We start from the raw sequence: 23,110 nt of genomic DNA on the forward strand, positions 1-23,110 counted from the left end.
ACGCCGATTACGGTGATCCGGTTCGCCCGGCACACGGTGACCAGCTTCACGCGGGGAGCCGCAACCGCAGGTCACCGCGCCTCACAGACCCCGTACACCCCACCGTGAACCCCCGGAAAACACCCGTCATTCCCACGCAACGGGGAGGCAACCTCCGACCCGCACCATCGGTGCATGACGGCGTCGAACCCTCCTCGCGACGAGTCCAAGCCCCGCCCCGGCGGCCAGCCGCCGCGTGGCGCCCACCTCGACAGTACGGCGCAACTCATGAACCGGATCAGCAGTCAGCTCGGCAGCCAGCTCAGCCTCGTGTCCCTCGACGGCACCCGGCGCCCCGCCCCGCCCGCGCTCGTCCTCGTGGGCCACGGCAGCCGCGACCCGCGCGCCCTGAGCACCGTCCGGACCCTCCTGGACCGGATCCGCGACCTGCGCCCCGGCCTGCCCGTGCACCTGGGACACATCGAGCTGAACGAGCCCCTGCTGCCCGACACGCTCGCGGGCCTCGGCACCGGCGACGCCGTCCTCGTACCGCTGCTGCTCAGCCGCGGCTACCACGTCAAGCAGGACATCCCCGAGGCCGCGGCCGCCGCGCGGGCGCACACCCGGGTCGCCGCGCCGCTCGGCCCGCACCCGCTGCTCGTGGAGACGCTGTACGAACGCCTGACGGAGGCCGGCTGGCGGGCACCGAGGGACGAGACGGAGCGCCGGGGGAGCGGGGTCGTGCTCGCCGCCGCCGGTTCCCGCGACCCCGACGCGGCCGTCGACACCCGCCGCACCGCGGGCCTCCTGGCCGAGCGGCTCGGCGTCCCCGTCGTCCCCGCGTACGCCTCCGCCGCGGCTCCCACCGTCCCCGCGGCCGTACGCGCCCTCGCCGCCCGGGGCCGTCACCGCGTCGCCGTCGCCTCCTACTTCACGGCCCCCGGCCGCTTCTCCACCGAGTGCGCGGCGGCCGCCCCCTGGATCGCGTCGGCCCCCCTGGGCGCCCACCCGTCGATGGCCCGCCTGATCCTCCACCGCTACGACCAGACCCTGGCGACCCCGGCCACCCCGGAACGGGCACTGGCCTCGGCGTAGGCGCTCCGCTTGGCGCGGTGTGTCGACTGCGAGTCAGTTGTGGCTGGTCGCGCAGTTCCCCGCGCCCCTTCGGGGCGCAGTCGGCGCCGATGCTTTTAGGGGCGCGGGGAACTGCGCGACCAGCCCAACTCAACCCGCAGCCGCAAACGGACAACCCCCGGCAGACGCGCAGGCGCAAACACCCCCGCCCCAATTGTCAGCCGCTCCGCTTACTGTTCAGGACATGGAAGGCACCAGCACCGACACCACCCAAAACCCGCACGAGCACCACATCGCACCCCCCGGCTACGACCCCACGTCAGTGGAGCGTTGGGCCACAGAGCCCGACAAACGCCCCGGCCGCACCGCCTTCCAGCGCGACCGCGCCCGCGTCCTGCACTCCTCGGCCCTGCGCCGCCTCGCAGGCAAGACGCAGGTCGTCACGCCCGGCACCAGGAGCCAGGTCTGGGACGCGAGCCCCCGCACCCGCCTGACCCACTCCCTGGAGTGCGCCCAGGTCGGCCGCGAGCTGGGCGCCGCCCTCGGCTGCGACCCCGACCTCGTCGAGGCGTCCTGTCTCTCCCACGACCTGGGCCACCCGCCCTTCGGGCACAACGGAGAGCAGGCACTGAACGAGTTCGCGGAGGACTGCGGCGGCTTCGAGGGCAACGCGCAGTCGCTCAGACTGCTCACCCGCATCGAGCCGAAGCGCTTCGTGAGAAGCGAGACCATGCCATCGGCCTCCCCCGCGCTCGAACGCGGCTCGCGCGGGGGCACCCCCATCACGGCGGGCGGCGGCGACCTCGTCAGCGTCGGCCTCAACCTCACCCGCGCCACTCTGGACGCCGCCACCAAGTACCCCTGGCCGCGAGGCGCCCACCCGACCGACCCGAAGTCCCCGAAGTTCGGTGTCTACGACGACGACCGCCCCGTCTTCGACTGGATCCGCGAGGGCGCCCCCGGCACCCGCACCACCTTCGAGGCGCAGGTCATGGACTGGGCGGACGACGTGGCGTACTCCGTGCACGACGTCGAGGACGGCCTGCACGCGGGCCACATCGACCCCAACTGCCTGCACGCGGAGCCCGAGCGGCAGGAGATCTTCGCGGTCGCCGTCGGGCGGTACGTCCCGGTGGACACCGACCCCGCCGAGCTCGCCGAAGCCCTCGACCGCCTCCTGGACCAGGAGTGGTGGCCGCACGGCTACGACGGCTCGGCGGTCGCGCAGGCCCGGCTGAAGGACGCCACCAGCCAGCTCATCGGCCGGTTCTGCCTCGCCGCGGAGGGCGCCACGCGCACGGCGTACGGGACAGGTCGGCTCACGCGGTACACGGCCGAACTGGTCGTCCCGCGAGCGGCCCGGCTGGAGTGCGCGGTCCTCAAGGCCGTCGCCGACCGGTACGTCATGCAGCGCGCCGAGCAGGAGCGGCTCCGCGCCGACCAGCGGATCGTCGTCGCCGAACTCGCTCACGCACTCACCGCCCGCGCGCCGGACGGCCTGGACCCGCAGTTTCGAGCCCTGTTCGACCAGGCGTCGGACGACCGTGCCCGCAAGCGGGTGATCGTCGACCAGATCGCGTCCCTGACGGACGCCTCCGCGCGATCACTGCATGCGAGGCTCACGGGGTAGCTGTGGCGTCCGGACGGGGAGGGCGTGACCCTGCGTGGCCTGATCGGGCCACTCCCTCTTCCCCCATCACGCTCCGTGCGGGACGCTCGCATATGGCGACATCCTTACGAGGAGGCATCAAGTGGTCGACGCAGATCAGACATTCGTCATCGTCGGAGGCGGGCTGGCCGGCGCGAAGGCGGCCGAGACGCTCCGGGCGGAGGGCTTCACCGGCCGCGTGATACTGATCTGCGACGAACGCGACCACCCGTACGAACGTCCGCCGCTGTCCAAGGGCTATCTGCTCGGCAAGGAGGAGCGCGACAGCGTCTTCGTCCACGAGCCCGCCTGGTACGCGCGAAACGACGTCGAGCTGCACCTCGGCCAGACCGTCGACGCCATCGACCGGACCGCGAAGACCGTCCGCTTCGGTGACGACGGCACACTCGTCCACTACGACAAGCTGCTGCTCGTGACCGGCTCCGAACCGCGCCGCCTCGACATCCCGGGCACCGATCTCGCGGGCGTCCACCACCTGCGGCGCCTCGCCCACGCGGAGCGCCTCAAGCACGTACTGACCGCCCTGGGCCGGGACAACGGCCACCTCGTCATCGCGGGCGCGGGCTGGATCGGCCTGGAAGTCGCCGCGGCCGCCCGTGAGTACGGCGCCGAGGTCACCGTCGTCGAGCCCGGGCCGACCCCGCTGCACTCGGTCCTCGGCCCCGAGCTCGGCGAGCTCTTCGCCGAGCTGCACCGCGAGCACGGCGTCCGCTTCCACTTCGGCGCCCGGCTCACCGAGATCACCGGCCAGGACGGCATGGTCCTGGCGGCCCGCACGGACGACGGCGAGGAGCACCCCGCGCACGACGTCCTGGCCGCCATCGGCGCCGCCCCGCGCACCGGCCTCGCCGAGGCCGCCGGCCTCACGATGGTCGACCGCGCGCAGGGTGGCGGCATCGCGGTCGACGAGCAGCTGCGCACCTCCGACCCCGACATCTACGCGGCCGGTGACGTGGCCGCCTTCCACCACGCGCTGTTCGACACCCGCCTGCGCGTCGAGCACTGGGCGAACGCCCTGAACGGCGGCCCGGCGGCGGCCCGCGCGATGCTGGGCCGCGAGCTGACGTACGACAGGGTGCCCTATTTCTTCTCCGACCAGTACGACGTAGGGCTCGAGTACTCGGGCTGGGCGCCCCCGGGCACGTACGACCAAGTGGTGATCCGGGGAGACGCGGGCAAGCGCGAGTTCATCGCCTTCTGGGTGAAGGAGGGACGGGTGCTGGCCGGGATGAACGTGAATGTGTGGGACGTCACGGACCCGATCCAACAACTGATCCGGACCCGGACCCAGGTGGACTCCGAGGCACTCGCGGACCCGCACGTTCCGCTGGACAGTCTGGTCTCATGACCGACGGCGGCGCTCGACTGTCACACCGTCCCCGTAGAATCCATGCGTGGCTGGAAGGATCAACGACGAGGACGTGAAGGCTGTTCGGGACGCGGTCCCGATCGACGCCGTGGTCTCGGAGTACCTCCAGCTGCGCAACGCGGGCGGCGGAAACCTCAAGGGTCTCTGCCCCTTCCACGACGAGAAGTCGCCCTCCTTCCAGGTCAGCCCGAGCAAGGGGCTCTTCCACTGCTTCGGCTGCCAGGAGGGCGGCGACACCATCACGTTCGTGATGAAGGTCGACCACCTCACCTTCTCGGAGTCGGTCGAGCGCCTCGCCGCCCAGGCGGGCATCACCCTGCGGTACGAGGAGGGCGGCTACAACCCCTCCCACCAGCGCGGCGAGCGCATCCGCCTGGTCGAGGCCCACAAGATCGCCGCCCAGTTCTACATCGAGCAGCTCGACACCGGCTCCGAGGCCGACACCGGCCGCAAGTTCCTCGCCGAGCGCGGTTTCGACCAGGCGGCGGCCACCCACTTCGGCGTCGGCTACAGCCCCCAGGGCTGGGACCACCTCACGCGCTACCTCCGCGGCAAGGGCTTCTCCGACAAGGAGATCCTCCTCTCCGGCCTCTCCCAGGAGGGCCGCCGCGGCCCCATCGACCGCTTCCGCGGCCGTCTCATGTGGCCGATCCGCGACATCGGCGGCGAGGTCGTCGGCTTCGGCGCCCGAAAGCTGTACGAGTCGGACAACGGCCCGAAGTACCTGAACACGCCCGACACGCCGATCTACCGCAAGTCCCAGGTCCTGTACGGCATCGACCTCGCCAAGAAGGACATCGCCAAGAGCAGCCGGGCGGTCGTGGTCGAGGGCTACACGGACGTGATGGCCTGCCATCTCGCCGGCATCACCACGGCCATCGCGACCTGCGGCACGGCCTTCGGCGGCGACCACATCAAGATCCTCCGACGATTGCTGATGGACAACGGCACGGCGCGTGTCATCTTCACGTTCGACGGCGATGCAGCGGGTCAGAAGGCGGCACTGCGGGCGTTTGAGGATGATCAGAAGTTCGCTGCCTCGACATACATTGCGATCGCTCCGGAGGGCATGGACCCGTGCGAACTGCGCCTGGCGAAGGGCGACGAGGCAGTGGCGGAGTTGGTCCAGCCGCACACACCTCTGTTCAAGTTCGCACTGCAACAGATCGTGCAGCGCTACGACCTGGAGACTCCGGGAGGTCGAGCGGCTGCCCTGGACGAGGCAGCCCCCGTGGCCGCCCGGATCAAGGAGCGCACCGCGCGGCGCGAGATGGCTGTGGAACTCGCTGGCCTGGTCGGCATCCTGGACCAGGAGTTCGTGGTGGATCGTGTCGGCTACCTCCATCGGCGTAGTGGCGGTGGCGGTCAGGGCCCCGTACCCACGCCTACACGTTCCCCTCAGGCCGAGGCAGCTCCATCGAGAGCATTCGGGGGTCCTCCTTTGACCTTGCGTAATCCCGCACATAAGACGGAGCGTGAACTCCTCAAACTGGCGCTCCAACGCCCGGAGCTGGTCTCTCCGGCCTTCGACGCGTTCGAAGCTGACGAATTCACTGCGCCGCCCTACGCTGCCGTACGCCAGGTGATCATCGAGGCGGGCGGAGCCGAGTACGGTGTCCAAGATCCTCAGGATTACCTAGTTAAGGCCCGTGAGGCGGCCCCGGACGACTCGGTCCGCGCGATGGTCACGGAGTTGGCAGTCGAAGCCATCATGCGTCGCACGGTCGACGAACTGTACGCGGGCGAGCAGCTGGTCACCGTCCGCCGCCGCGCCGTGGAGCGCCGCGTCCGGGACGTCCAGGGCGCCCTCGCCCGCGCCAGCGCCCAGGGAGACCCGGCCCAGCTGGCCGCCGTACAGAACGAGTTGTGGGTGCTCCAGCAGTACGACCAGGCCCTGCGCGAGAAGGGCGCGGGCGCGCTCTGACACGGGTCGGGCCCGCGCTTCGAGACGGCCGGACCCGCGCTCCGGGGCGAGTGGGGCCGGCGTTCCGAGCCGGGTCAGTCCCCGGCCGGGGAGTACGGCGGACCCGGTGGCCGTCCGTCGAACGTCGGCGTCACGGCCCGCACCAGCCGGTCCGCGAACTCCCGCTCGGCGTCCGCGAACCGCGGATACTCCGTGACGAAGTGCTCCCACTCCACATACCCCACCGCCTCCACCAGGTCCTCCAGGAAGACCCCCTCGCGGTACTGGCGGGGCCACTCGCCCGACAGCCGGAACACCTCGTGCAGCAGCTCGTGGCGCAGCGGGTGCCGTTCGGCGAGCAGCACGGCGTCGTACAGGTCCTTGCCCTGCGCGTGCATGTCGTTGACCAGCCACATCAGCTTCCAGGCCAGCGACAGCTCCGGAGTCGCGGCCCACACGACCGCGCCGCCCGGCAGCTCCACCGGCTCCGGCTCCTCGGGCAGCCGCTCGTTGAAGACGAAGTCGAGCTGGACGTGCCCACCGGGCAGCCCGGGCGCACCCCAGGGCAGCACCATGCGGCGCCCCGGCACCCGGTCGTACGTCCAGATGTCCTCGACCACCGCACCGCGCGCCGAGATGCCGACCTCACGCCCGCGCTCGTCGGCCAGCGCCTGGGCAGCCTCGGCGATCCCTTCGAGCATCCGGTCGGTACGTCCCTCGTCGACCCGCCAGGTGCGCGGTACGACGACGAAGTCCAGGTCACCGGGCTCGCGGGCGTCGTCCCCGAACCACGCCGACATCAGCACACTGCCGCGCAGCACCAGCGACTCGACCCACTCCGAGCCGGCGATCGCGGCGAGCACGAGATCCAGCGCCCGGCGCCGCGCGTACCGCCAGGCCTCGCCCCTGGCCGGGTCGGAGAAGCCGGGGTCGGTGGCGCGGTAGGCGTTCTGGTGGTGCTTCATGGCCGGGTCGAAGACCGGCCGCTGCACCGCGTCGTCCGCCTCCACCCAGTGCAGCGTCCGCGGCAGGTCCTGCGCCCGGCGGGTCGCCTCGTCCAGCGGCTCCCGGGGTATCTCGACGCTCCGCCAGCCGAAGTCCTGCCATGTCCCGCTCATCCCAGCACCTCCTCGGCCGCTCTCGGCATCTGCTCCACGCGCGCTCCGTGCGACACGCGCGCCCCGGTTTCCTCGATCCATCCGTCGTCGACCGAGAGATCACTGTCGTGGAGGACGAACTCCCGCTCCACATCGGCCACTTCGAACCCGTACAGCTCCGCCAGCAGCAGCTCCAGCAGCCGCCCGGCGCCCTCCGCGTCCACACCCCGGCACCGCTGGGTCACGAACCGCTCGTGCCGACCACCGGTGCCGTCGATTTCGCTGCCGTGCCCGTCGCCGCGCACCCGCCGGGCGTTCCACGACAGATGGGCGCCGTGCGGGACGACCCTCGCGGCCAGGGCGTCGAGGTCGGTGTCCGCGTCGAGCAGCAGCTTCACGTGGTGCTCGAAGTACCGCTCGTCGCCGCCGGTCCGGCAGGGTTCGCGGGGGACCTCGGGGGCCCACGGGGACGACTCGATCTTGACGCGTACGGGCACGAATCCATCGGCCCGCAGACGTGCGGCGACTTCCCGGGCCCGGGCCGATTCGGCGGCGTACGACGGGGAACCCGCCAAGGTGACCATCGGCTGCGAAGGCATCCGGCCGCGTGCCAGCACGATGTGCGTCAGCTTGAGACCGGACCCGGCCGCCCAGCACCGCAGCCGTTCCGATTCGGCGGCGCTGTCGCAGCGGACCGTCACGTGAGTTTCGTAATGGGAACCGGACACTCGGGGATCGTGCCAGATCAGGGTACGAACGGGCACGCGAGTTTTCCGCGAGGGTAACCACGCGGTCACGGACCGGACTCAAAAAGTCACCGCACGCCCCTCGTGGCGACGATGTGTCGTACTCCACACTGGGTTCCGGTGCCTGAGTCCTCGGAGCGCGGCCGACCCGAACGCGACGGGTCCATTGTCCCCGCGGTTCCGCTCAACGTGTTCGGGACGGACAGCGGCAAGGCCGTCGTCCCCGTCCCGCTGCCGCACGCCTCAGCAGCGACATTCCTGGAGGTCGCCCCCGTGCAGACCCAGACCCTCACCCAGACCGACAACACCGGCGACACGGACGCGGATTCCGACGTCATCGGGGCCGTGCCCGCGCAGAGCCGTGTCGCGCACCACCCCGAGACGGCGGCGGAACCGGAGGGCTCGCAGGCCGAGCCCGAGGAGCCGCCCGTCACCCTCGTGGAGACCGAGGCGCCGGAGCCGGTGGAAGTGCCCCGCGGGCGTACGGACACCGGTGGGCCCTCGTCCGACCTGTTCCGCCAGTACCTGCGGGAGATCGGCCGGATCCCGCTGCTCACCGCGGCGGAGGAGGTGGAGCTGGCGCGCAGGGTCGAGGCCGGCCTCTTCGCCGAGGAGCGGCTGCGGCTGGCCCCCGACCTGGACAGCCAACTCGCCCTGGACCTCGACAAGTTGGTGGTCATGGGCCGGATGGCCAAGCGCCGGCTCATCGAGGCGAACCTCCGGCTGGTCGTCTCCGTCGCCAAGCGGTACGTGGGCCGCGGGCTGACCATGCTCGATCTGGTCCAGGAAGGAAACCTGGGGCTGATCAGGGCGGTCGAGAAGTTCGACTACGCCCGTGGGTACAAGTTCTCGACGTACGCGACCTGGTGGATCCGCCAGGCCATGTCGCGGGCCCTCGCCGACCAGGCCCGGACGATCCGAGTGCCCGTCCACGTGGTCGAGTTGATCAACCGGGTGGTGCGGGTGCAGCGGCGGATGCTGCAGGAACGGGGGTACGAGCCGACGCCGGAGGAGGTCGCGGCGCACCTCGACCTTCCCAGTGAGCGGGTCAGCGAGGTCCTGCGGCTGGCCCAGGAGCCGGTGTCCCTCCACGCTCCTGTGGGCGAGGAGGACGATGTGGCTCTCGGGGACCTCATCGAGGACGGGGATGCGACGAGTCCTGTGGAGTCGGCGGCGTTCCTGCTCCTGCGCGAGCACCTGGAGGCGGTCCTCTCCACTCTCGGGGAGCGTGAGCGGAAGGTCGTTCAACTCCGGTACGGGCTGGCGGACGGCCGTCCCCGCACGCTGGAGGAGATAGGCCGCATCTTCGGCGTCACCCGCGAACGCATCCGCCAGATCGAATCCAAGACCCTGAACAAACTCCGAGACCACGCCTTCGCAGACCAACTACGGGGCTACTTGGACTGACCTGGTCTTTTCTCGCCCCCGCCGCCCCTACCCATTCCCGTCCCCTGGGGCTCCGCCCCAGACCCCGTGGGGTGTGTTGTCGGGTGCGGGTGGGTGGGGGCTGGTCGCGCAGTTCCCCGCGCCCCCAGGTACCTGGGGGCGCGGGGAACTGCGCAGTCTTTTGGGGGTTCGGGGGCGGAGCCCCTGAGTAAGTGACGGGAATGGGTAGGGGCGGCGGGGGCGAAAAAACCCGCCGACCCCCGGGTCACCCCTCAGTCCACCTCCACCACGGCCTCCGCGAACTGGGCCTTGTAGAGGCGGGCGTACGCGCCGTCCGCTGCCAGCAGGTCCGTGTGGGCGCCCTGTTCCACGATGGACCCGTTCTCCATGACGAGAATCGTGTCGGCATCCCGGATCGTCGACAGACGATGAGCGATGACGAACGACGTCCGCCCGTGCGCGAGCTTCGCCATAGCCTTCTGGATCAACACCTCGGTACGGGTGTCGACGGAACTCGTCGCCTCGTCCAGCACCAGAATCACCGGATCGGACAGGAACGCCCGAGCGATGGTGATGAGCTGTTTCTCACCGGCGCTCACCCCCGACCCCTCGTCGTCGATGACGGTGTCGTACCCCTCGGGCAACGTCCGCACGAACCGGTCGGCATGGGCGGCCCGAGCCGCCTCCTCGATCTCCCCACGCGTGACCTCACGCGAAGCCCCGTACGCGATGTTCTCCGCGATCGTCCCGCCGAACAGCCAGGTGTCCTGCAGCACCATGCCGATCCCGGCCCGCAGTTCGTCCCGGGACATCTTCGCGATGTCGACCCCGTCGAGGGTGATGCGCCCGCCCGTCGTCTCGTAGAACCGCATCAGCAGGTTCACGAGCGTGGTCTTGCCGGCACCGGTCGGGCCCACGATCGCGACCGTGTGTCCCGGCTCCACCTTCAGCGACAGGTCCTCGATGAGCGGCTTCTCCGGGTCGTACCGGAAGGAGACCCCCTCCAGCGCCACCCGCCCCCGCAGTTCCTCCGGACGCGCCCCGGTCACCGGGTCCGCCTCCTGCTCCTCCGCGTCCAGCAGTTCGAAGATCCGCTCCGCCGAGGCGACGCCGGACTGCACGAGGTTCGCCATGGACGCGACCTGGGTGAGCGGCATGGAGAACTGCCGGGAGTACTGGATGAAGGCCTGGACGTCACCGATCGAGAGGGCGCCCGATGCGACGCGCAGCCCGCCGACCACGGCCACCAGCACATAGTTCAGGTTCGACACGAACATCATCAGCGGCTGCATGACCCCGCTGTTGAACTGCGCCCGGAACCCGGCCTCGTACAGCTTCTCGTTCTCCTCGGCGAACTGCGCCGCCGACTCGTCCTGCCGACCGAAGACCTTGACGAGGTTGTGGCCGGTGTACATCTCCTCGATGTGCGCGTTGAGCTTGCCGGTGGTCCGCCACTGCTGCACGAAGTGCGGCTGCGACCGCTTGCCCACCCGGGTGGCGACGAAGAACGACAGCGGCACGGTGACCAGTGCGACGAGCGCGAGCAGCCACGACACCCAGAACATCATCGCCAGCACACCGACGATCGTCAGCAGCGAGTTGACCAGCTGGCCCATCGACTGCTGGAGGGTCTGCCCGATGTTGTCGATGTCGTTCGTGGCGCGGCTGAGCACCTCACCGCGCTGCCGCTTGTCGAAGTACGACAGCGGCAGCCGCGACAGCTTCGTCTGTACGTCCTCGCGCATGTTGTACATCGTCTTGTTGACGGCCCGGTTCACCAGTCGCGTCGCCACGGTCATCAGCAGACCGGCCACCAGGAACGCCACGAGCGCGAGCAACAGCACCTCGCCGACCGCGCCGAAGTCGATGCCCTTGCCCGGCGTGAAGTCCGTCCCGGAGAGCATGTCGGCCATGCCGCCGTCGCCGCGCTCCCGCATCGCCGCGAGGGCCTCGGCCTTCGTCTGGCCGGCGGGCATCTCCCGTCCGACGACCCCGGCGAAGACGAGGTCGGTGGCCCGGCCCAGGATCTTCGGCCCGAGGACCGAGAGGCCGACGCTGAACACCACGGCGACGAGCATCACGTACAGAGTGGTGCGTTCCGGCTTGAAATGCGCCAGTAGCCGCTTTCCGGACTTCTTGAAGTCCATCGAGTGATGGTCGGGGCCCGTCCCGGCCATCATCCGCCCCATGGGCCCGGCCATCAGGCTGCCTCCGCTTCCGTCAGCTGGGAGAGCACGATCTCCCGGTATGTCTCGTTCTCCGCCATCAGCTCGTGGTGGCGGCCCGCGCCGACGACCCGGCCCTCGTCGAGGACCACGATCCGGTCCGCGTCCCTGATGGTCGACACCCGCTGGGCGACGATCACGACCGTCGCCTCGGCCGTCTCCTGCGCGAGCGCCCTGCGCAACGCCGCGTCCGTCGCGTAGTCGAGCGCCGAGAAGGAGTCGTCGAAGAGGTAGATCTCGGGGCGCTGCACAAGGGTGCGGGCGATGGCGAGCCGCTGCCGCTGACCGCCCGACACATTCGTCCCGCCCTGCGCGATCGCCGCGTCGAGACCGTTCTCCAGGCCCTCCACGAACCCCTTGGCCTGCGCCACCTCCAGCGCGTGCCACAGCTCCTCGTCGGTCGCGTCCGGATTCCCGTACCGGAGATTGGTCGCGACCGTGCCCGCGAAGAGGTACGGCTTCTGCGGTACGAGACCCACCGTGCGCGCGAGCAGCCGCGGCTCGACCGTGCGTACGTCGACGCCGTCCACCAGCACCTGGCCGTCGGTGGCGTCGAACAGCCGGGGGACCAGGCCCAGCAGCGTGGACTTGCCGCTGCCGGTCGAGCCGATCACGGCGGTGGTCTCACCCGGCAGGGCCACCAGGTCGATGGTCCTCAGCACCGGCTCCTCGGCACCCGGGTAGCGGAACCCGGCGCCCCGGATCTCCAGATGGCCGTGCCGCCGCAGCTCCAGGACCGGCGCCTTCGGCGGAACCACGCTGCTGGAGGTGTCCAGGACCTCCTGGATGCGCTCGGCGCACACCTCCGCGCGCGGCACCATCATGAACATGAAGGTGGCCATCATCACGGACATGACGATCTGCATCAGGTAGGCGAGGAAAGCGGTCAGCGCGCCGATCTGCATCCCGCCGCTGTCGATCCGGTGGGCGCCGAACCACACCACCGCGACCGACGACACGTTCACCACCGTCATGACGATGGGGAACATCAGCGCCAGCATCCGCCCGGTGCCCAGCGACACCTCGGTGAGGTCGGCGTTCGCCTTCCGGAAGCGCTCCTCCTCGTACGTGTCGCGCACGAAGGCACGGATGACGCGGTTGCCGGTGATCTGCTCGCGCAGCACCCGGTTCACCGTGTCGAGCCGCACCTGCATCGTGCGGAACAGCGGCCGAAGGCGGCGCACGATGAGGCTCACCGAGATCCCGAGCACCGGCACCACGGCGAGCAGCACCCCGGACAGCGGTACGTCGAGACCGAGCGCCAGGACGATGCCGCCCACGCACATGATCGGCGCCGACACCAGCAGCGTGAACGTCATCAGCGTGAGCATCTGCACCTGCTGCACGTCGTTCGTCGTGCGGGTGATCAGCGACGGCGCCCCGAAGTGACCGACCTCACGCGCGGAGAACGACTGCACCCGGTCGAAGATGCCGGCTCGGATGTCCCGCCCGACCGCGGAGGCCGTACGGGCGCCGTAGTAGACGGCCCCGATGTTGCAGACGACCTGGGCCAGCGAGATGCCGATCATCAGGGCGCCGAAGGACAGGATGTAGCCCGTGTCGCCCTCGACGACACCGTTGTCGATGATGTCCGCGTTCAGCGTGGGCAGGTAGAGCGTGGCGCAGGTCTGCAGGAACTGCAGCAGTACGAGCAGGGCGATGGGTTTCTTGTAGGGCGTGAGATAGGTACGCAGGAGTCGTATGAGCACGCTGGGTCTCTCGGAGTCGGCGGCGGGGCGGTTGGTTGCCCTTGGCCCCTATCGTCGAACACTCCACCCGTGTTACCTCAACTGATTAAGCCAAGAGAGGTCCAAGAGCGACCCGGCCTCGGTCCGAAGCCGTACGCCGTTCGAGTCGCCCGGGCTCCGGAAGGCCTCAGGGCCGGAAGGCGCCCGGGTGGGTCTGGTCCCGCACCGACACGTACTGCTGCCGCACGGCCTGGCCCACCGCCAGCTCCTCGCCGGGCTCCAGGATCTGCGCGGCCGCGCCCTGCCAGACGGGCGGCAGGCCCGGCTGGATCGTGCCCTGCGAGGTGCCGAGCGCCCAGGCCGCCTGCCGGGCCGCGCCGATCGCCGCGTAGTCCGCGGGCTGCGGCACCACGATCTGCGTACCGAGCAGCGCGGGAGCGCAGGCCTGCACCGCGCTCAGCTCGGCGGCCTGGCCGAGGAGGAAGATCCGCCGCACCTCCACGCCCCGCTTGCGCAACACGTCCAGCGCGTCCGCGAGCCCGCACAGCATGCCCTCGAAGGCGGCCCGCGCCAGATGCTCGGGCTTCATCGACTCCCGCCGCAGCCCGGCCAGCGTCCCCGCCGTGTGCGGCAGGTTGGGCGTCCGCTCACCCTCCAGATAGGGCAGCAGCACAAGCCCGTGGGAGCCCGGGGTGGACTTCATCGCCAGGTCCGACAGGGCCTCCAGGTCCGGCACGCCGAGCAGTTCGGCGGCCCCGCGCAGGGCCCGTACGGCATTGAGCGTGGTGACGACCGGCAGGTGCATCCCGGTCGCGTCCGCGAGGGAGGTGATCATTCCGGAGGAGTCGACGAGCGCCTCGTGGTGCACGGCCATCACGGAACCGGAGGCGCCGAGCGACACCACCGCGTCCCCGAGCCCGATGCCCAGGCCGAACGCCGCGGCCATCGTCTCGCCCGTCCCCGCCGAGATCAGCAGCCCCTCGGGTGTCGTCCCCGCGGCCTCCCAGGGCCCGAGCACATCGGGCAGCAGCGCCTGGTGCCCGAGCGCCAGCTCCACGAGATCGGGCCGGTACGCACCGGTCGCCGCCGACCAGTACCCGGTCCCGGAGGCCCCGCCCCGGTCGGTGGTCCGGCGGGCCGGGCGGCCCAGCAGCTGCCACACCAGCCAGTCGTGCGCCTGGAGCAGCACGCTGGTGCGCAGCGCAGCCTCGGGTTCGGTCTTCGCCAGCCAGCGCAGCTTCGTCACCGGCTGCGCCGCCTGCGGCACGCAGCCCACCGCCTGTGCCCAGGCCTCGCGTCCGCCGAGGGCGTCGACCAGGTCGGCGGCCGCGACCTGCGCCCGCTTGTCACCGCCGACCATCGCGGGACGCACCGTGTTGCCCTGGGTGTCCACCGGCACGAGCCCGTTCTGCTGCGCGGACACTCCGATGGCCTGGACGCCTTCGAGGAGCCCGCCGCCCGCGGCCTCGCCCAGGGACAGCAGCCAGGCCTGCGGGTCGACGTCCGAGGGCCGGCTGCCCTCGGACATGCCGTCCATCGGATGCGGGGCATACCCCTGCCTGAGCACGGCTCCGCTGTCCGCGTCGCAGACGACGATGCGAGTGAAATCGGGCGAACTGTCCAGCCCGGCGACTATCCCCATGGCGGAAATTCTGCCGTACGACCGGAGCAGGCCGTACCGGTCCGGCGGAGGCGGTCGTACCGGTTACGTGTTGCTGGTGCCCCAGTCGTCATCGGTTCGCGTGCCGTTCGTGTTGCGCTCGCGCAGGTGGCGGACCCTGTCGGCCACCGAGTCGGGGACCCGGTCACCGACCTTCTCGCTCACCACGTGGTACGCCTTCCCGGCGAACTCGCGTCCCTGCTGGGCCGCGGACTCGGCGGTGTTGCGCACCGCCGGGTTCTGAGCGACCTGCTGTGCGGTCTTCCTCAGCTGCTCGTAGCGCTCGCGCCCGGCACGCGTGCCGAGCACGTATCCCAGGGCCAGTCCGGCGACGAACGTGAGCCGGTAGCGCATGGCTGCCACCCTTCTCTTGTGAGTCGGTCCCTTGCGGCGGCGTCGGTCGCAGGCGGGGATTACCGATTGGCGGAGCACCCCCCTGCTTGCGCTAATGTATGTGTCGCAGCGAGCGCACGCCCCCTGGCGAATACCCAGGGAGGTACGTTCGATGCAACGAGGCAATCCCCTGTAGCTCAATTGGCAGAGCAGCCGGCTGTTAACCGGCAGGTTACTGGTTCGAGTCCAGTCGGGGGAGCTTCGGTCTTCCGTAGCTCAATTGGCAGAGCAGCCGGCTGTTAACCGGCAGGTTACTGGTTCGAGTCCAGTCGGGAGAGCAAGGGAACGAGGACCCCGTTGGGGTCCTTTTTCATGTCCTCGGGAACCGCTCCGCCCCAGGTGGGGTCCTCCAGGGCAGGCGAAGTCGACCATCCGAAGCAGGAGATCGTATGAGCGGCTATGCTGCGGCAGACGGCGCGCACAAATGTGCGCGACGCGCCGTAATGGGGCGGTAGCTCAGCCGGTTAGAGCAGCGGACTCATAATCCGTCGGCCGTGGGTTCGAGTCCCACCCGCCCCACCAGGCGCTACGCGTGAAGAATCGATCCGACCAGGTGTTTAGCTGGTGGGGTAGCGCCCTTGAGGGGTGGTCAGGTCTCCTGAGGCTGTTGGGCCGGGAGCGGACATCGGCGCCACCGCGTTCTCACCCCGCCGGGCCCTCGCGGAGTACTCCGCGCACGGTGTCGAGACGTACACCCGGGTCGAACTCCGGCAGCCACCACGTCGCCCCGGCTCTCGCGTACGGCTCGGGATCCACGCCCAGCGGCAGACCGACGGCGATGTCGTACGAGTCCATCTCTCCGTCGCGCAGTTCGGTGAGGGTGTCGACGACCTCGGCGAGTTGGTCCGGGTGTTCGAGATTGGCGGGGAAGAAGCCGTCGAGCCGGGCGGCCCGGCGGATCGGCTTCGCGTTGCCCGGGAATCCGGCGGCCCACACCGGCACACCGGGCCGCTGAACCGGCCGCGGCAGGAACGCGATGCCGTCGACGGTGTAGTGCTCGCCGCGGTGGCGCACCGGCTCGCCGGACCAGGCGGCGGCCAGGATCGCCAGGGACTCGTCGAGCATCTGCCCGCGCAGCCGGTCGTCGAGCTCCTCGCCCGTCCTGGACAGCTCACCGGCGAACCGGTCGCTGCCGAGGCCGACCCCGAGGGTGAGGCGGCCCTCGCTGAGCCGGTCCAGTGTCGCGGTCTCCCGCGCCAGCTTGGCCGGACGTCGACGGGCGGGCGTCGACACCATCGGGCCGAGCCGCAGCCGCCGGGTCACGGTCGCGATCGCCGCCAGCGCGATCCAGGGGTCGGCGACCTGCCGGACCGGCGCCCGCCAGCACAGCTGATCCCATACGAAGCAGCCGTCCCACCCGGCCTCCTCCGCGTCGGCGGCGAGACGCGCGACCTCCCGCGGGTCGGCGAGGTCGTCGAAGAGCGGCAGCCAGAGCGCCGATCGCAGCCGGTTCATGAGCGGGCTCCTTCCGTGTGCGACACCAGGGCCGACACGAAGTCGTCCCACACTGGCCTCGGCAGGTCGTGTCCGGCGCCCTTGAGGACCAGCAGCCGTGCACCGGGGATCGCGTCGCGCAACGCCTCGCCGTGCGGCAGCGGCAGGAGCGGGTCGTGGTCGCCGTGGACCACGAGCGTCGGAGCCGTGATGTCGCCGAAGCCGCCCCGGGCCGGCCCGTCGGGCTCGACGGCGTAGTGGTTGACCAGAGTCGACGCGTAGTTCCTGGCGCGCGCCACGTCATGTTCGGCCAACGCCCGGATCGCGGCCTCGTCGAAGTACGGCGAGCCACCGGCGAACGCCCTCGCGCCCGCGACCACGTACTCGACGACCGCGGCGGCGTCGGAGGAGTCCGGCTCGGCCGGCATGGCCAGGTCGCCCGACGGCGGCGGCAGGTCGTCGGCCCCGGTCGAGGTCGAGACGAACGTCAGCGACGCGACCCGGTCGGGATGGTCCACCCCGAGGACGAGTCCGCTCCCGCCGAACATCGACTGACAGACCACATGGGCGCGCCCGATGCCCAGGGCGTCCTGGATGGCGAGCGCGTCCAGGGTCAGGTCGTTGAACGAGTACGCCGGCTCTCCGGGCGGGTAGCAGGTCGAGCGGCCGGTGTCCCGATGGTCGTAGCGGACCACGAACCGGCCGCGGGCGGCGAGCTGTTCGCACAGTCCGGCGTCCCACCAGAGCATCGAGGCGGCCGCCCCGGCGACCAGCACGATCGCCGGGGCCGCCGGGTCTCCGAAGGTCTCGACGCACAGCTCGACGCCGTCGGTCTTGAGGAGTTGTTCGCCGTGGGACTGATGTGAGGTCATGTCAGGCACGCTATGGCGCATGGGTCCATTGTGAAAAGCGATGATTTTCGATCAATTCGATCGCTTGTGGCAATGGTCGTGGCTATGGTGGGCCCGTGACCGACGTCGAGCTGCGCCATCTGGCGGCCCTGGCCGCCATCGCCGAGGAGGGCTCGTTCGGCCGGGCGGCCGCCCGCCTCGGGTACACCCAGTCGACGGTGAGCCAGCAGATCGCCGCGCTGGAGAGGGCCGTCGGCGGTGCGGTGTTCGACCGGCCGGGCGGTCCCAGGCCGGTACGGCTCACCCCGCTCGGCTCCGTGGTCCTCGGCCACGGTCGTGAACTGCTGGCGAAGGCCGAGGCGCTGGCCCACGCCGTGGACCGGTTCAGGGCGGGAGACGGCCGGATCGACATCGGCACGTTCCAGAGCGTGTCCAACGTGATCCTGCCGTCGGTCGTACGCCGGCTGCGGGACGAGCACCCCGGCTGCGACATCAGGCTGTCCGAGGAGGAGCCGGAGCAGCCGCGGATCGGCGACCTCGACCTGCTGTTCTACGACGGCCGCCTCGACGGTGACGTCGAGCACCTCAAACTGCTCGACGATCCGTACCTGCTGGTGGCGGGCGCCGGCACCTTCCCCGCCGGGCCGGTCCCGCTGGAACTCCTCGACGGCGCGCCGATGGTGGCCTGGCCGCTGACCTGCGACCAGCCCGCGATGGAGCAGGCGGTCGCCCGGGGCGGAGCCCGTCCGCAGATCGTGTTCCGCAGTGCGGTCAACGACACCCTGTTGTCGATGGTGCGCGCGGGACTGGGCTCGGCGGTGCTGCCCTGGCTCGCCGTCCGCGGTGCCGACGTACCGTCCGACGACAGGCTCCGCGTCCACGAGCTGCGGCCGTCCCCGCCGCCGCGGGAGATCTACCTGCACTGGCGGGCCGGACGTACTCATTCGCCACTTGCCGGACGGGCCATCGAGATCGCCACGGAAGTCGCCGAGGAAGTCGCGGCCGAGGTCGCGCCGTCGTCGGCCAGTGCTTGATGGCGAATCAATCCACTTTGTTTCGGGCGGCCCTGTCCTGGCCGTGCCCGCGCCCGTTGGGATGGACCTGCTTCCGTTGCAGCTGCCTGAAAGGCACTTGATGACCATGCCGCGCACCCGCTCGTTCGTACAGGTCGACGTGTTTTCCACGAGCCCCTACTCCGGCAACCCGGTCGCGGTCGTCCTGGACGGGACGGATCTGAGCGATGAGGAGATGCAGCGGCTGGCGCGTTGGACGAATCTGTCGGAGACGACGTTCGTGCTGCCCCCGACCGTCCCGGAGGCGGACTACCGGCTGCGGATCCTCACTCCGGACGGCGAGTTGCCGTTCGCCGGGCACCCCACCCTCGGGTCCGCGCACGCCTGGCTGGACGGCGGTGGCGTGCCGCGGCACGGCGACCGGGTCGTGCAGGAGTGCGCCGCCAGGCTGGTCACCGTACGCCGTGGCGAGGGCGCTCTGGCCTTCGCGGCTCCTCCTCGTGTGCGCGAGGGGGCGCTGGACGAGGAGTATCTGAAGCAGATCGTGGGCGCGTTCGGCATCACGCGTGACCGTGTCCTCGCCCACCAGTGGGTCGACAACGGGCCCGGCTGGGCCGTGATCCGGCTGGCGACGGCCGAGGAGGTGCTCGCCCTCGAACCCGACCTCTCCCTCATCCCGGACGCGATGGTCGGCGCGATCGGGGCCCACCCCGACGGGTCCGCGCACCGCTTCGAGATGCGTACCTTCGCCCCTGGCGTCGGCGTACCCGAGGACCCCGCGTGCGGCAGCATGAACGCCGGCGTCGGGCAGTGGCTCACCGCCACCGGAGCCGCACCCTCCTCCTACCGGGTCTCCCAGGGCGCGAGACTGGGAAGGGCCGCGAGCATCGAGGTCACCGCCGACACGGACGGCACGGTCTGGGTCAGCGGCGCCACCGTCGTCTGCGTCCGCGGAACCATCACGCTCTGACCGTCATGGGGTGCCGGTGCCGGTGCCGGTGCCGGTCCCTGTGCCTGTGCCTGTGCCGATGTCGGCATCGGCTGTGAGCACGGTCTGCTGCGGGACACCACCACGTTCGTGCACGGCGGGCGTTGGCGGCCGGCCTGCGTCCGACGCTGTCCACCGACGACGTCCCCTCGGTCGGCGGCGACATGTTCTCCACGATGCGTACGGACTTCGCCGTGCAGCGCGGCCTGGACGGCGGCCTGCGCTCCCGCGACCTGCTGGAGTTCACCACGGTCGACGCCGCCCGGTCGTGCGGACTCGACGCCCGGACGGGCAGCATCACGCCCGGCAAGGACGCCGACATCATCCTCCTGCGCACCGACGACCCGACCGTGTTCCCGGTCACCGACCCGGCCGCCACCGTTGTCAGCGCCGGCCACCCCGGCCTGGTGGACACCGTCCTGGTCGCCGGCCGCGTGGTCAAACGCGACGGCGTCCTGGTGGGCGTGGACCTGCCGGCACTGAGGACCCGCCTCCTCGAATCCCGCAACCGCGTCGCGGCGGCCGCGGGCGCTCCACTCGACGGCACGTGGCGCCCGCGGCCGGTGTCGGACTAAGGACCCCTAGGGCTGTACGGGCTTGCCGCGCCCCCAGGACCAGGCGAGGCGGTCGGCGCCGGACTGGTTGGTGGTGGTCAGCCAGGGGCGGGCCGGATCACCCGTCAGGGTCTGCAGCGAGTAGGTGTCGTCCGTGCGCAGGCCGGGCCAGTACACGGAGCCCATCTTGAGCTCGCGGAACGTGTCGGTGACGGCCTGGAGGTAGTTGATGAAGTTGTTGTCCGGGGTCGGCTTGTTGTAGTCGAAGCCGGTGGTCATCGGGGAGCCGAACTCGTCCGCGACGGTCCGGTTCGCGCAGTCGCCGATGCGCACCTTGAGGTCGGCCACCCACTGGTCGTACGTGGCGTAGTCCTTCCAGAACCCGTAGTGGTGCAGCGACAGATACGTGCCCTTCAGGCGCGGGTCGGCGCAGACGGACGTGACGTGGTCGTTGTAGCCGGCGCCACTGACGAAGACCCTGTTGCGGGGGACCTGCCGGTACGTGTCCAGCCACTTCGCGGCTATGTCAGCCCACTCCGTGTCGGTGTAGCCGTGCGGCTCGTTCATCGGCTCGAAGTAGACCCGCTTGTCGCTCTTGTAGGCCTTGACCACGGTGTTCCACATCGGCCAGTAGGTGGCCGTGTCGTCGATGAAGCCGTCCTTGCGTGGTCCCGTTCCCTCCCAGTAGGACAGGATGACCTTGAAGCCCTTGTCCGAGGCCGCGTCGATGACTCCGCGATACGACTTCCAGTAGCGGCCGTTGACCGTGTACGGGTTGATGGGCAGCCGGACCGTGTTGGCACCGAGGTTCGCACGGAAGGCCGAGATCACCCGGCTGGCCTTGGTGTACGTCTGGGCGTAGGTGTCGGACGTCGACAGGCCGGACAGCACGACCGGGTCGTCGGCGAAGTTGTCACGCGGGTCGGCCCAGTTCACGCCCTTGAACTGGGTCGTGTCCTTGCTCAGCCCACTCGTGTGTCCGCCCGTGTGTCCACTCGACGTGGCACCGGCCGGGCTCGCGGCGATGGTCGTGCCGCTGGTCCCGGCGATCAGGAGCGCCACGAAGGCGGCCCGCAGCCGGGGGGTGAATCGGGTGCCGGCGGGGGTTCTGCGCATCAGCTTGCCCTTTCAGGAGATGGCGGCTCGGTGCATGGGGCTGGTGCCCGCGCGTGGCTGAGCGGCCGTCGGTGGCGTGCCGGGCCGGACGGGCGGTGTTTACGTAAACATCGGAACGAAGAGTCGAGCCCGACCTCGCGGCCGTGGGCTCGACTTGGGGTGATGTTTACGTAAACATCGCGGCGCCGGAATCGTGGCACCCGGCGCAGCGATCGTCAAGGTTTCCTACGCGTAACAGCTGTTGGGTCGTGGGGCTCGATGGGATGGGATGGGTGGGTTGGGGCGGGGTGAGGCTGTTCGGCTCACGGGTGTGGTCGCAGGGGGGACTGCCATGTCACCGTCGTCCCGGTTCCGGGTTCGTCGGCCCTCTCCGGCTCCGGCTCCCTCTCCGGCTTCCTCTCCAACTCCCGGTCCCTCTCCGTCTCCGCATCCGCGTCGCCGTCGTCGTACACCGTCAGTCGTACGCCGGGGCGGCCGTCCGGGAGGGTCGTCGTCGCGTCGATCGAGACGGTGACGCGGGTGGTGCCGGTGCGGCGGGACGCGGCCGCGAGGGCGTCGCGGAGGGCGGTGAGTAGGCGGGTGGCCACCGGGTTCGGGACGCGGGCGTCGACGGGCCCCGTGAACTGTACGGAGGGCTGGAATCCGAGGGCCGCCGCCGCGCCTGCCGTCTCGCGGAGGACCTTGCCCCGGAACGTGGTGGGGGCGTCGGCGGGCGGCTGCTGCAGCGCGAAGATCGCCGTACGGACCTCCTGGACGGTCGACCGGAGTTCCTCGACGGCCCGGCCCAGCATCGCGTGGACCTCGGCGTCCTGCTCCTCGTCGGCGGTGCGGCGCTGGGTGGACTCCAGCATCATGCCGGTCGCGAAGAGCCGCTGTACGACCAGATCGTGCAGGTCACGGGCGATCCGGTCACGGTCCTCGAAGACCGCGAGCCGCTCCCTGCGCTGCTGGGCGTCCGCGAGGACGAGCGCGAGGGCGGCCTGCGAGGCGAACTGCGTGGCCAGCAACTGCTCCACGGACGTGTACGGACGGTCGCCGCGCCGACGCGGGAGGGCGAGGGTGCCGATGAGCCGGCCGCCGGCCTGGAGCGGCAGCAGCATGCTCGGCCCGAACCGGTGCCGTACCTCCGTCGTCATACGCGGGTCGGTCGCCGAGTCGTCGACGAACACCGGCTCCCCGCCCAGGAGTTGATCGAGGACCGCACTGCCCGGCGCGATGGTCGTACCGACGAGACCGCCCGGGTCGTCGGGCGTCGACGCCGTCACGATCTCCATGCCGCCCTCGTCGGTGGGCTGGAGGATCACCCCGGCCGAGGCATCGGCGAGCATCCGGGCGCGCTCGGCGACCGTCATCAGCGCGTCGGCCGCCGTCTCACCGGTGAGCAGTGCCGTGGTCACGGCCGCCGCGCCCTCGATCCAGCGTTCCCGCTGACGGACCGTCTCGTACAGGCGGGCGTTGCCGATCGCGATGCCCGCCTGGGTGGCCAGCACGCGCACCAACTGCTCGTCCTCGCCCGTGAAATCGCCGCCGTCGCGTTTCCCGGTGAGACGGAGGCGTCCGTACGCGTCATTCCGTACGTGCACCGGCACGTCGAGGCGGCTGTCCGTGTCCTGCCCGGCAGCCGGTGGTTCGGCCGTGTGGAACTCCGTCGGGCAACCGTCGTCGTCACCGTGATCGCCAACGTGTCCGGGGTCGGTGGCCTCCAGGGTCGCGTGCCGGGCGTCGGTCAGCTCGGCCGCGGTGTCCACGATGTGCTGGAGCGTGGCAGGCAGCTCCGGGTCGGCGCCGACGCCCAGGACGGCTTCGAGCAGGCGGGGGAGCGGGCCACGGGGAGTGGACGGCTCGCTGGGTTCGACGGGCTCAGGGGGACCGACGGGCTCGGGGGGTTCGGAGGCTTGGCTCATGCGGGCGGCGGAGGGTCCGGCTCTCTGCGTACGGGCTGCATACGGTCTGCGTAGGGTCTGT

18 protein-coding genes and 3 tRNA genes are annotated in these 23,110 nt (G+C 70.7%); 11 read left to right on the plus strand and 10 right to left on the minus strand.

Translation table 11 applies throughout. The features are described from left to right. Nucleotides 1-174 precede the first annotated feature (174 nt). The 4 genes from JEQ17_RS31605 to dnaG all read left to right on the plus strand — a co-directional run bounded on the left by JEQ17_RS31605 (nt 175) and on the right by dnaG (nt 6,015). Nucleotides 175-1,074 (plus strand): sirohydrochlorin chelatase, encoded by a 900-nt coding sequence (locus JEQ17_RS31605; RefSeq protein ID WP_200398310.1) that lies wholly within the window; start codon nt 175-177, stop codon nt 1,072-1,074. Between the two features lie 223 nt (nt 1,075-1,297). Beyond that, nucleotides 1,298-2,683 carry a deoxyguanosinetriphosphate triphosphohydrolase gene (locus JEQ17_RS31610; protein ID WP_200398311.1) on the plus strand — a complete coding sequence of 462 codons (1,386 nt, stop codon included), beginning with the start codon at nt 1,298-1,300 and terminating at the stop codon, nt 2,681-2,683. Nucleotides 2,684-2,804: 121 nt separating this feature from the next. Next, a complete protein-coding gene (locus JEQ17_RS31615) occupies nt 2,805-4,070 on the plus strand; it encodes an NAD(P)/FAD-dependent oxidoreductase (RefSeq protein WP_200398312.1) in 1,266 nt (421 codons plus the stop codon). Nucleotides 4,071-4,116: 46 nt separating this feature from the next. Beyond that, entirely contained in the window at nt 4,117-6,015 is a 1,899-nt protein-coding gene (gene dnaG, locus JEQ17_RS31620; protein ID WP_200398313.1) for a DNA primase, read from the plus strand. A 74-nt stretch (nt 6,016-6,089) separates the two neighbouring features. Here the strand turns inward: dnaG and JEQ17_RS31625 are convergent, their stop codons facing one another. Next, on the minus strand, nt 6,090-7,112 hold the full coding sequence (locus tag JEQ17_RS31625; protein ID WP_200398314.1) for a nucleotidyl transferase AbiEii/AbiGii toxin family protein: 1,023 nt from the start codon (nt 7,110-7,112) through the stop codon (nt 6,090-6,092). Further along, nucleotides 7,109-7,792, minus strand: a complete 684-nt coding sequence (locus JEQ17_RS31630; protein WP_200398315.1) for a hypothetical protein — start codon at nt 7,790-7,792, stop codon at nt 7,109-7,111. The genes JEQ17_RS31625 and JEQ17_RS31630 overlap by 4 nt, the downstream gene beginning before the upstream one ends. 165 nt (nt 7,793-7,957) lie before the next feature. Here JEQ17_RS31630 and JEQ17_RS31635 point away from each other — a divergent pair, with 165 nt between their 5' ends. After that, a complete protein-coding gene (locus JEQ17_RS31635; RefSeq protein WP_200398316.1) occupies nt 7,958-9,244 on the plus strand; it encodes an RNA polymerase sigma factor in 1,287 nt (428 codons plus the stop codon). Nucleotides 9,245-9,495: 251 nt separating this feature from the next. Here the strand turns inward: JEQ17_RS31635 and JEQ17_RS31640 are convergent, their stop codons facing one another. The 4 genes from JEQ17_RS31640 to JEQ17_RS31655 form a co-directional block, all read right to left on the minus strand. Further along, entirely contained in the window at nt 9,496-11,424 is a 1,929-nt protein-coding gene (locus JEQ17_RS31640; RefSeq protein WP_200398317.1) for an ABC transporter ATP-binding protein, read from the minus strand. Further along, complete coding sequence (locus JEQ17_RS31645; RefSeq protein WP_200398318.1) at nt 11,424-13,157, minus strand: ABC transporter ATP-binding protein; 1,734 nt, start codon at nt 13,155-13,157, stop codon at nt 11,424-11,426. Before JEQ17_RS31645 ends, JEQ17_RS31640 begins: the two co-directional genes overlap by 1 nt. Before the next feature lie 166 nt (nt 13,158-13,323). Continuing rightward, entirely contained in the window at nt 13,324-14,778 is a 1,455-nt protein-coding gene (locus JEQ17_RS31650) for an FGGY family carbohydrate kinase (RefSeq protein WP_200398319.1), read from the minus strand. Nucleotides 14,779-14,841: 63 nt separating this feature from the next. Then, nucleotides 14,842-15,150: a YtxH domain-containing protein gene (locus JEQ17_RS31655; RefSeq protein ID WP_200398320.1), complete on the minus strand. Its 309-nt coding sequence runs from the start codon at nt 15,148-15,150 to the stop codon at nt 14,842-14,844. 165 nt (nt 15,151-15,315) lie between these two features. Between JEQ17_RS31655 and JEQ17_RS31660 the strand changes: the two genes are divergently transcribed. The 3 genes from JEQ17_RS31660 to JEQ17_RS31670 all read left to right on the plus strand — a co-directional run bounded on the left by JEQ17_RS31660 (nt 15,316) and on the right by JEQ17_RS31670 (nt 15,711). Then, a tRNA-Asn gene (locus JEQ17_RS31660) sits at nt 15,316-15,388 on the plus strand. Between the two features lie 6 nt (nt 15,389-15,394). Then, nucleotides 15,395-15,467: transfer RNA gene (locus JEQ17_RS31665), tRNA-Asn, on the plus strand. 167 nt (nt 15,468-15,634) lie between these two features. Further along, nucleotides 15,635-15,711: transfer RNA gene (locus JEQ17_RS31670), tRNA-Ile, on the plus strand. A 120-nt stretch (nt 15,712-15,831) separates the two neighbouring features. On the opposite strand, the gene JEQ17_RS31675 is transcribed toward JEQ17_RS31670, so the two are convergent. Then, a complete protein-coding gene (locus JEQ17_RS31675; RefSeq protein WP_200398321.1) occupies nt 15,832-16,644 on the minus strand; it encodes an LLM class flavin-dependent oxidoreductase in 813 nt (270 codons plus the stop codon). Beyond that, nucleotides 16,641-17,495 carry an alpha/beta fold hydrolase gene (locus JEQ17_RS31680; RefSeq protein ID WP_200398322.1) on the minus strand — a complete coding sequence of 285 codons (855 nt, stop codon included), beginning with the start codon at nt 17,493-17,495 and terminating at the stop codon, nt 16,641-16,643. The genes JEQ17_RS31675 and JEQ17_RS31680 overlap by 4 nt, the downstream gene beginning before the upstream one ends. Before the next feature lie 95 nt (nt 17,496-17,590). Between JEQ17_RS31680 and JEQ17_RS31685 the strand changes: the two genes are divergently transcribed. The 3 genes from JEQ17_RS31685 (at nt 17,591) to JEQ17_RS31695 (ending at nt 20,050) form a co-directional block, all read left to right on the plus strand. Continuing rightward, a complete protein-coding gene (locus JEQ17_RS31685; RefSeq protein ID WP_200398323.1) occupies nt 17,591-18,508 on the plus strand; it encodes a LysR family transcriptional regulator in 918 nt (305 codons plus the stop codon). Between the two features lie 100 nt (nt 18,509-18,608). Then, entirely contained in the window at nt 18,609-19,457 is an 849-nt protein-coding gene (locus JEQ17_RS31690) for a PhzF family phenazine biosynthesis protein (RefSeq protein WP_200398324.1), read from the plus strand. A 122-nt stretch (nt 19,458-19,579) separates the two neighbouring features. Continuing rightward, on the plus strand, nt 19,580-20,050 hold the full coding sequence (locus tag JEQ17_RS31695) for an amidohydrolase family protein (protein ID WP_234048451.1): 471 nt from the start codon (nt 19,580-19,582) through the stop codon (nt 20,048-20,050). Between the two features lie 6 nt (nt 20,051-20,056). Here the strand turns inward: JEQ17_RS31695 and JEQ17_RS31700 are convergent, their stop codons facing one another. Together JEQ17_RS31700 and JEQ17_RS31705 are read right to left on the minus strand one after the other, a co-directional pair. Beyond that, on the minus strand, nt 20,057-21,145 hold the full coding sequence (locus JEQ17_RS31700; RefSeq protein ID WP_200398325.1) for a glycoside hydrolase family 5 protein: 1,089 nt from the start codon (nt 21,143-21,145) through the stop codon (nt 20,057-20,059). A gap of 302 nt (nt 21,146-21,447) precedes the next feature. Further along, on the minus strand, nt 21,448-23,049 hold the full coding sequence (locus tag JEQ17_RS31705; RefSeq protein WP_200398326.1) for a sensor histidine kinase: 1,602 nt from the start codon (nt 23,047-23,049) through the stop codon (nt 21,448-21,450). Between the last annotated feature and the right edge of the window lie 61 nt (nt 23,050-23,110).

Source organism: Streptomyces liliifuscus (genome assembly GCF_016598615.1).
Taxonomy (GTDB): domain Bacteria; phylum Actinomycetota; class Actinomycetes; order Streptomycetales; family Streptomycetaceae; genus Streptomyces; species Streptomyces liliifuscus.

Bases quoted from the DNA above. Each gene is read 5' to 3' on its own strand.
- JEQ17_RS31625 (WP_200398314.1), bottom strand. From the start codon at position 7,112: ATGAGCGGGACATGGCAGGACTTCGGCTGGCGGAGCGTCGAGATACCC.
- JEQ17_RS31700 (WP_200398325.1), bottom strand. From the start codon at position 21,145: ATGCGCAGAACCCCCGCCGGCACCCGATTCACCCCCCGGCTGCGGGCC.
- JEQ17_RS31690 (WP_200398324.1), top strand. From the start codon at position 18,609: ATGACCATGCCGCGCACCCGCTCGTTCGTACAGGTCGACGTGTTTTCC.
- JEQ17_RS31650 (WP_200398319.1), bottom strand. From the start codon at position 14,778: ATGGGGATAGTCGCCGGGCTGGACAGTTCGCCCGATTTCACTCGCATC.
- JEQ17_RS31610 (WP_200398311.1), top strand. From the start codon at position 1,298: ATGGAAGGCACCAGCACCGACACCACCCAAAACCCGCACGAGCACCAC.
- JEQ17_RS31675 (WP_200398321.1), bottom strand. From the start codon at position 16,644: ATGAACCGGCTGCGATCGGCGCTCTGGCTGCCGCTCTTCGACGACCTC.
- JEQ17_RS31640 (WP_200398317.1), bottom strand. From the start codon at position 11,424: ATGGCCGGGCCCATGGGGCGGATGATGGCCGGGACGGGCCCCGACCAT.
- JEQ17_RS31605 (WP_200398310.1), top strand. From the start codon at position 175: ATGACGGCGTCGAACCCTCCTCGCGACGAGTCCAAGCCCCGCCCCGGC.
- JEQ17_RS31680 (WP_200398322.1), bottom strand. From the start codon at position 17,495: ATGACCTCACATCAGTCCCACGGCGAACAACTCCTCAAGACCGACGGC.
- JEQ17_RS31705 (WP_200398326.1), bottom strand. From the start codon at position 23,049: ATGAGCCAAGCCTCCGAACCCCCCGAGCCCGTCGGTCCCCCTGAGCCC.
- JEQ17_RS31655 (WP_200398320.1), bottom strand. From the start codon at position 15,150: ATGCGCTACCGGCTCACGTTCGTCGCCGGACTGGCCCTGGGATACGTG.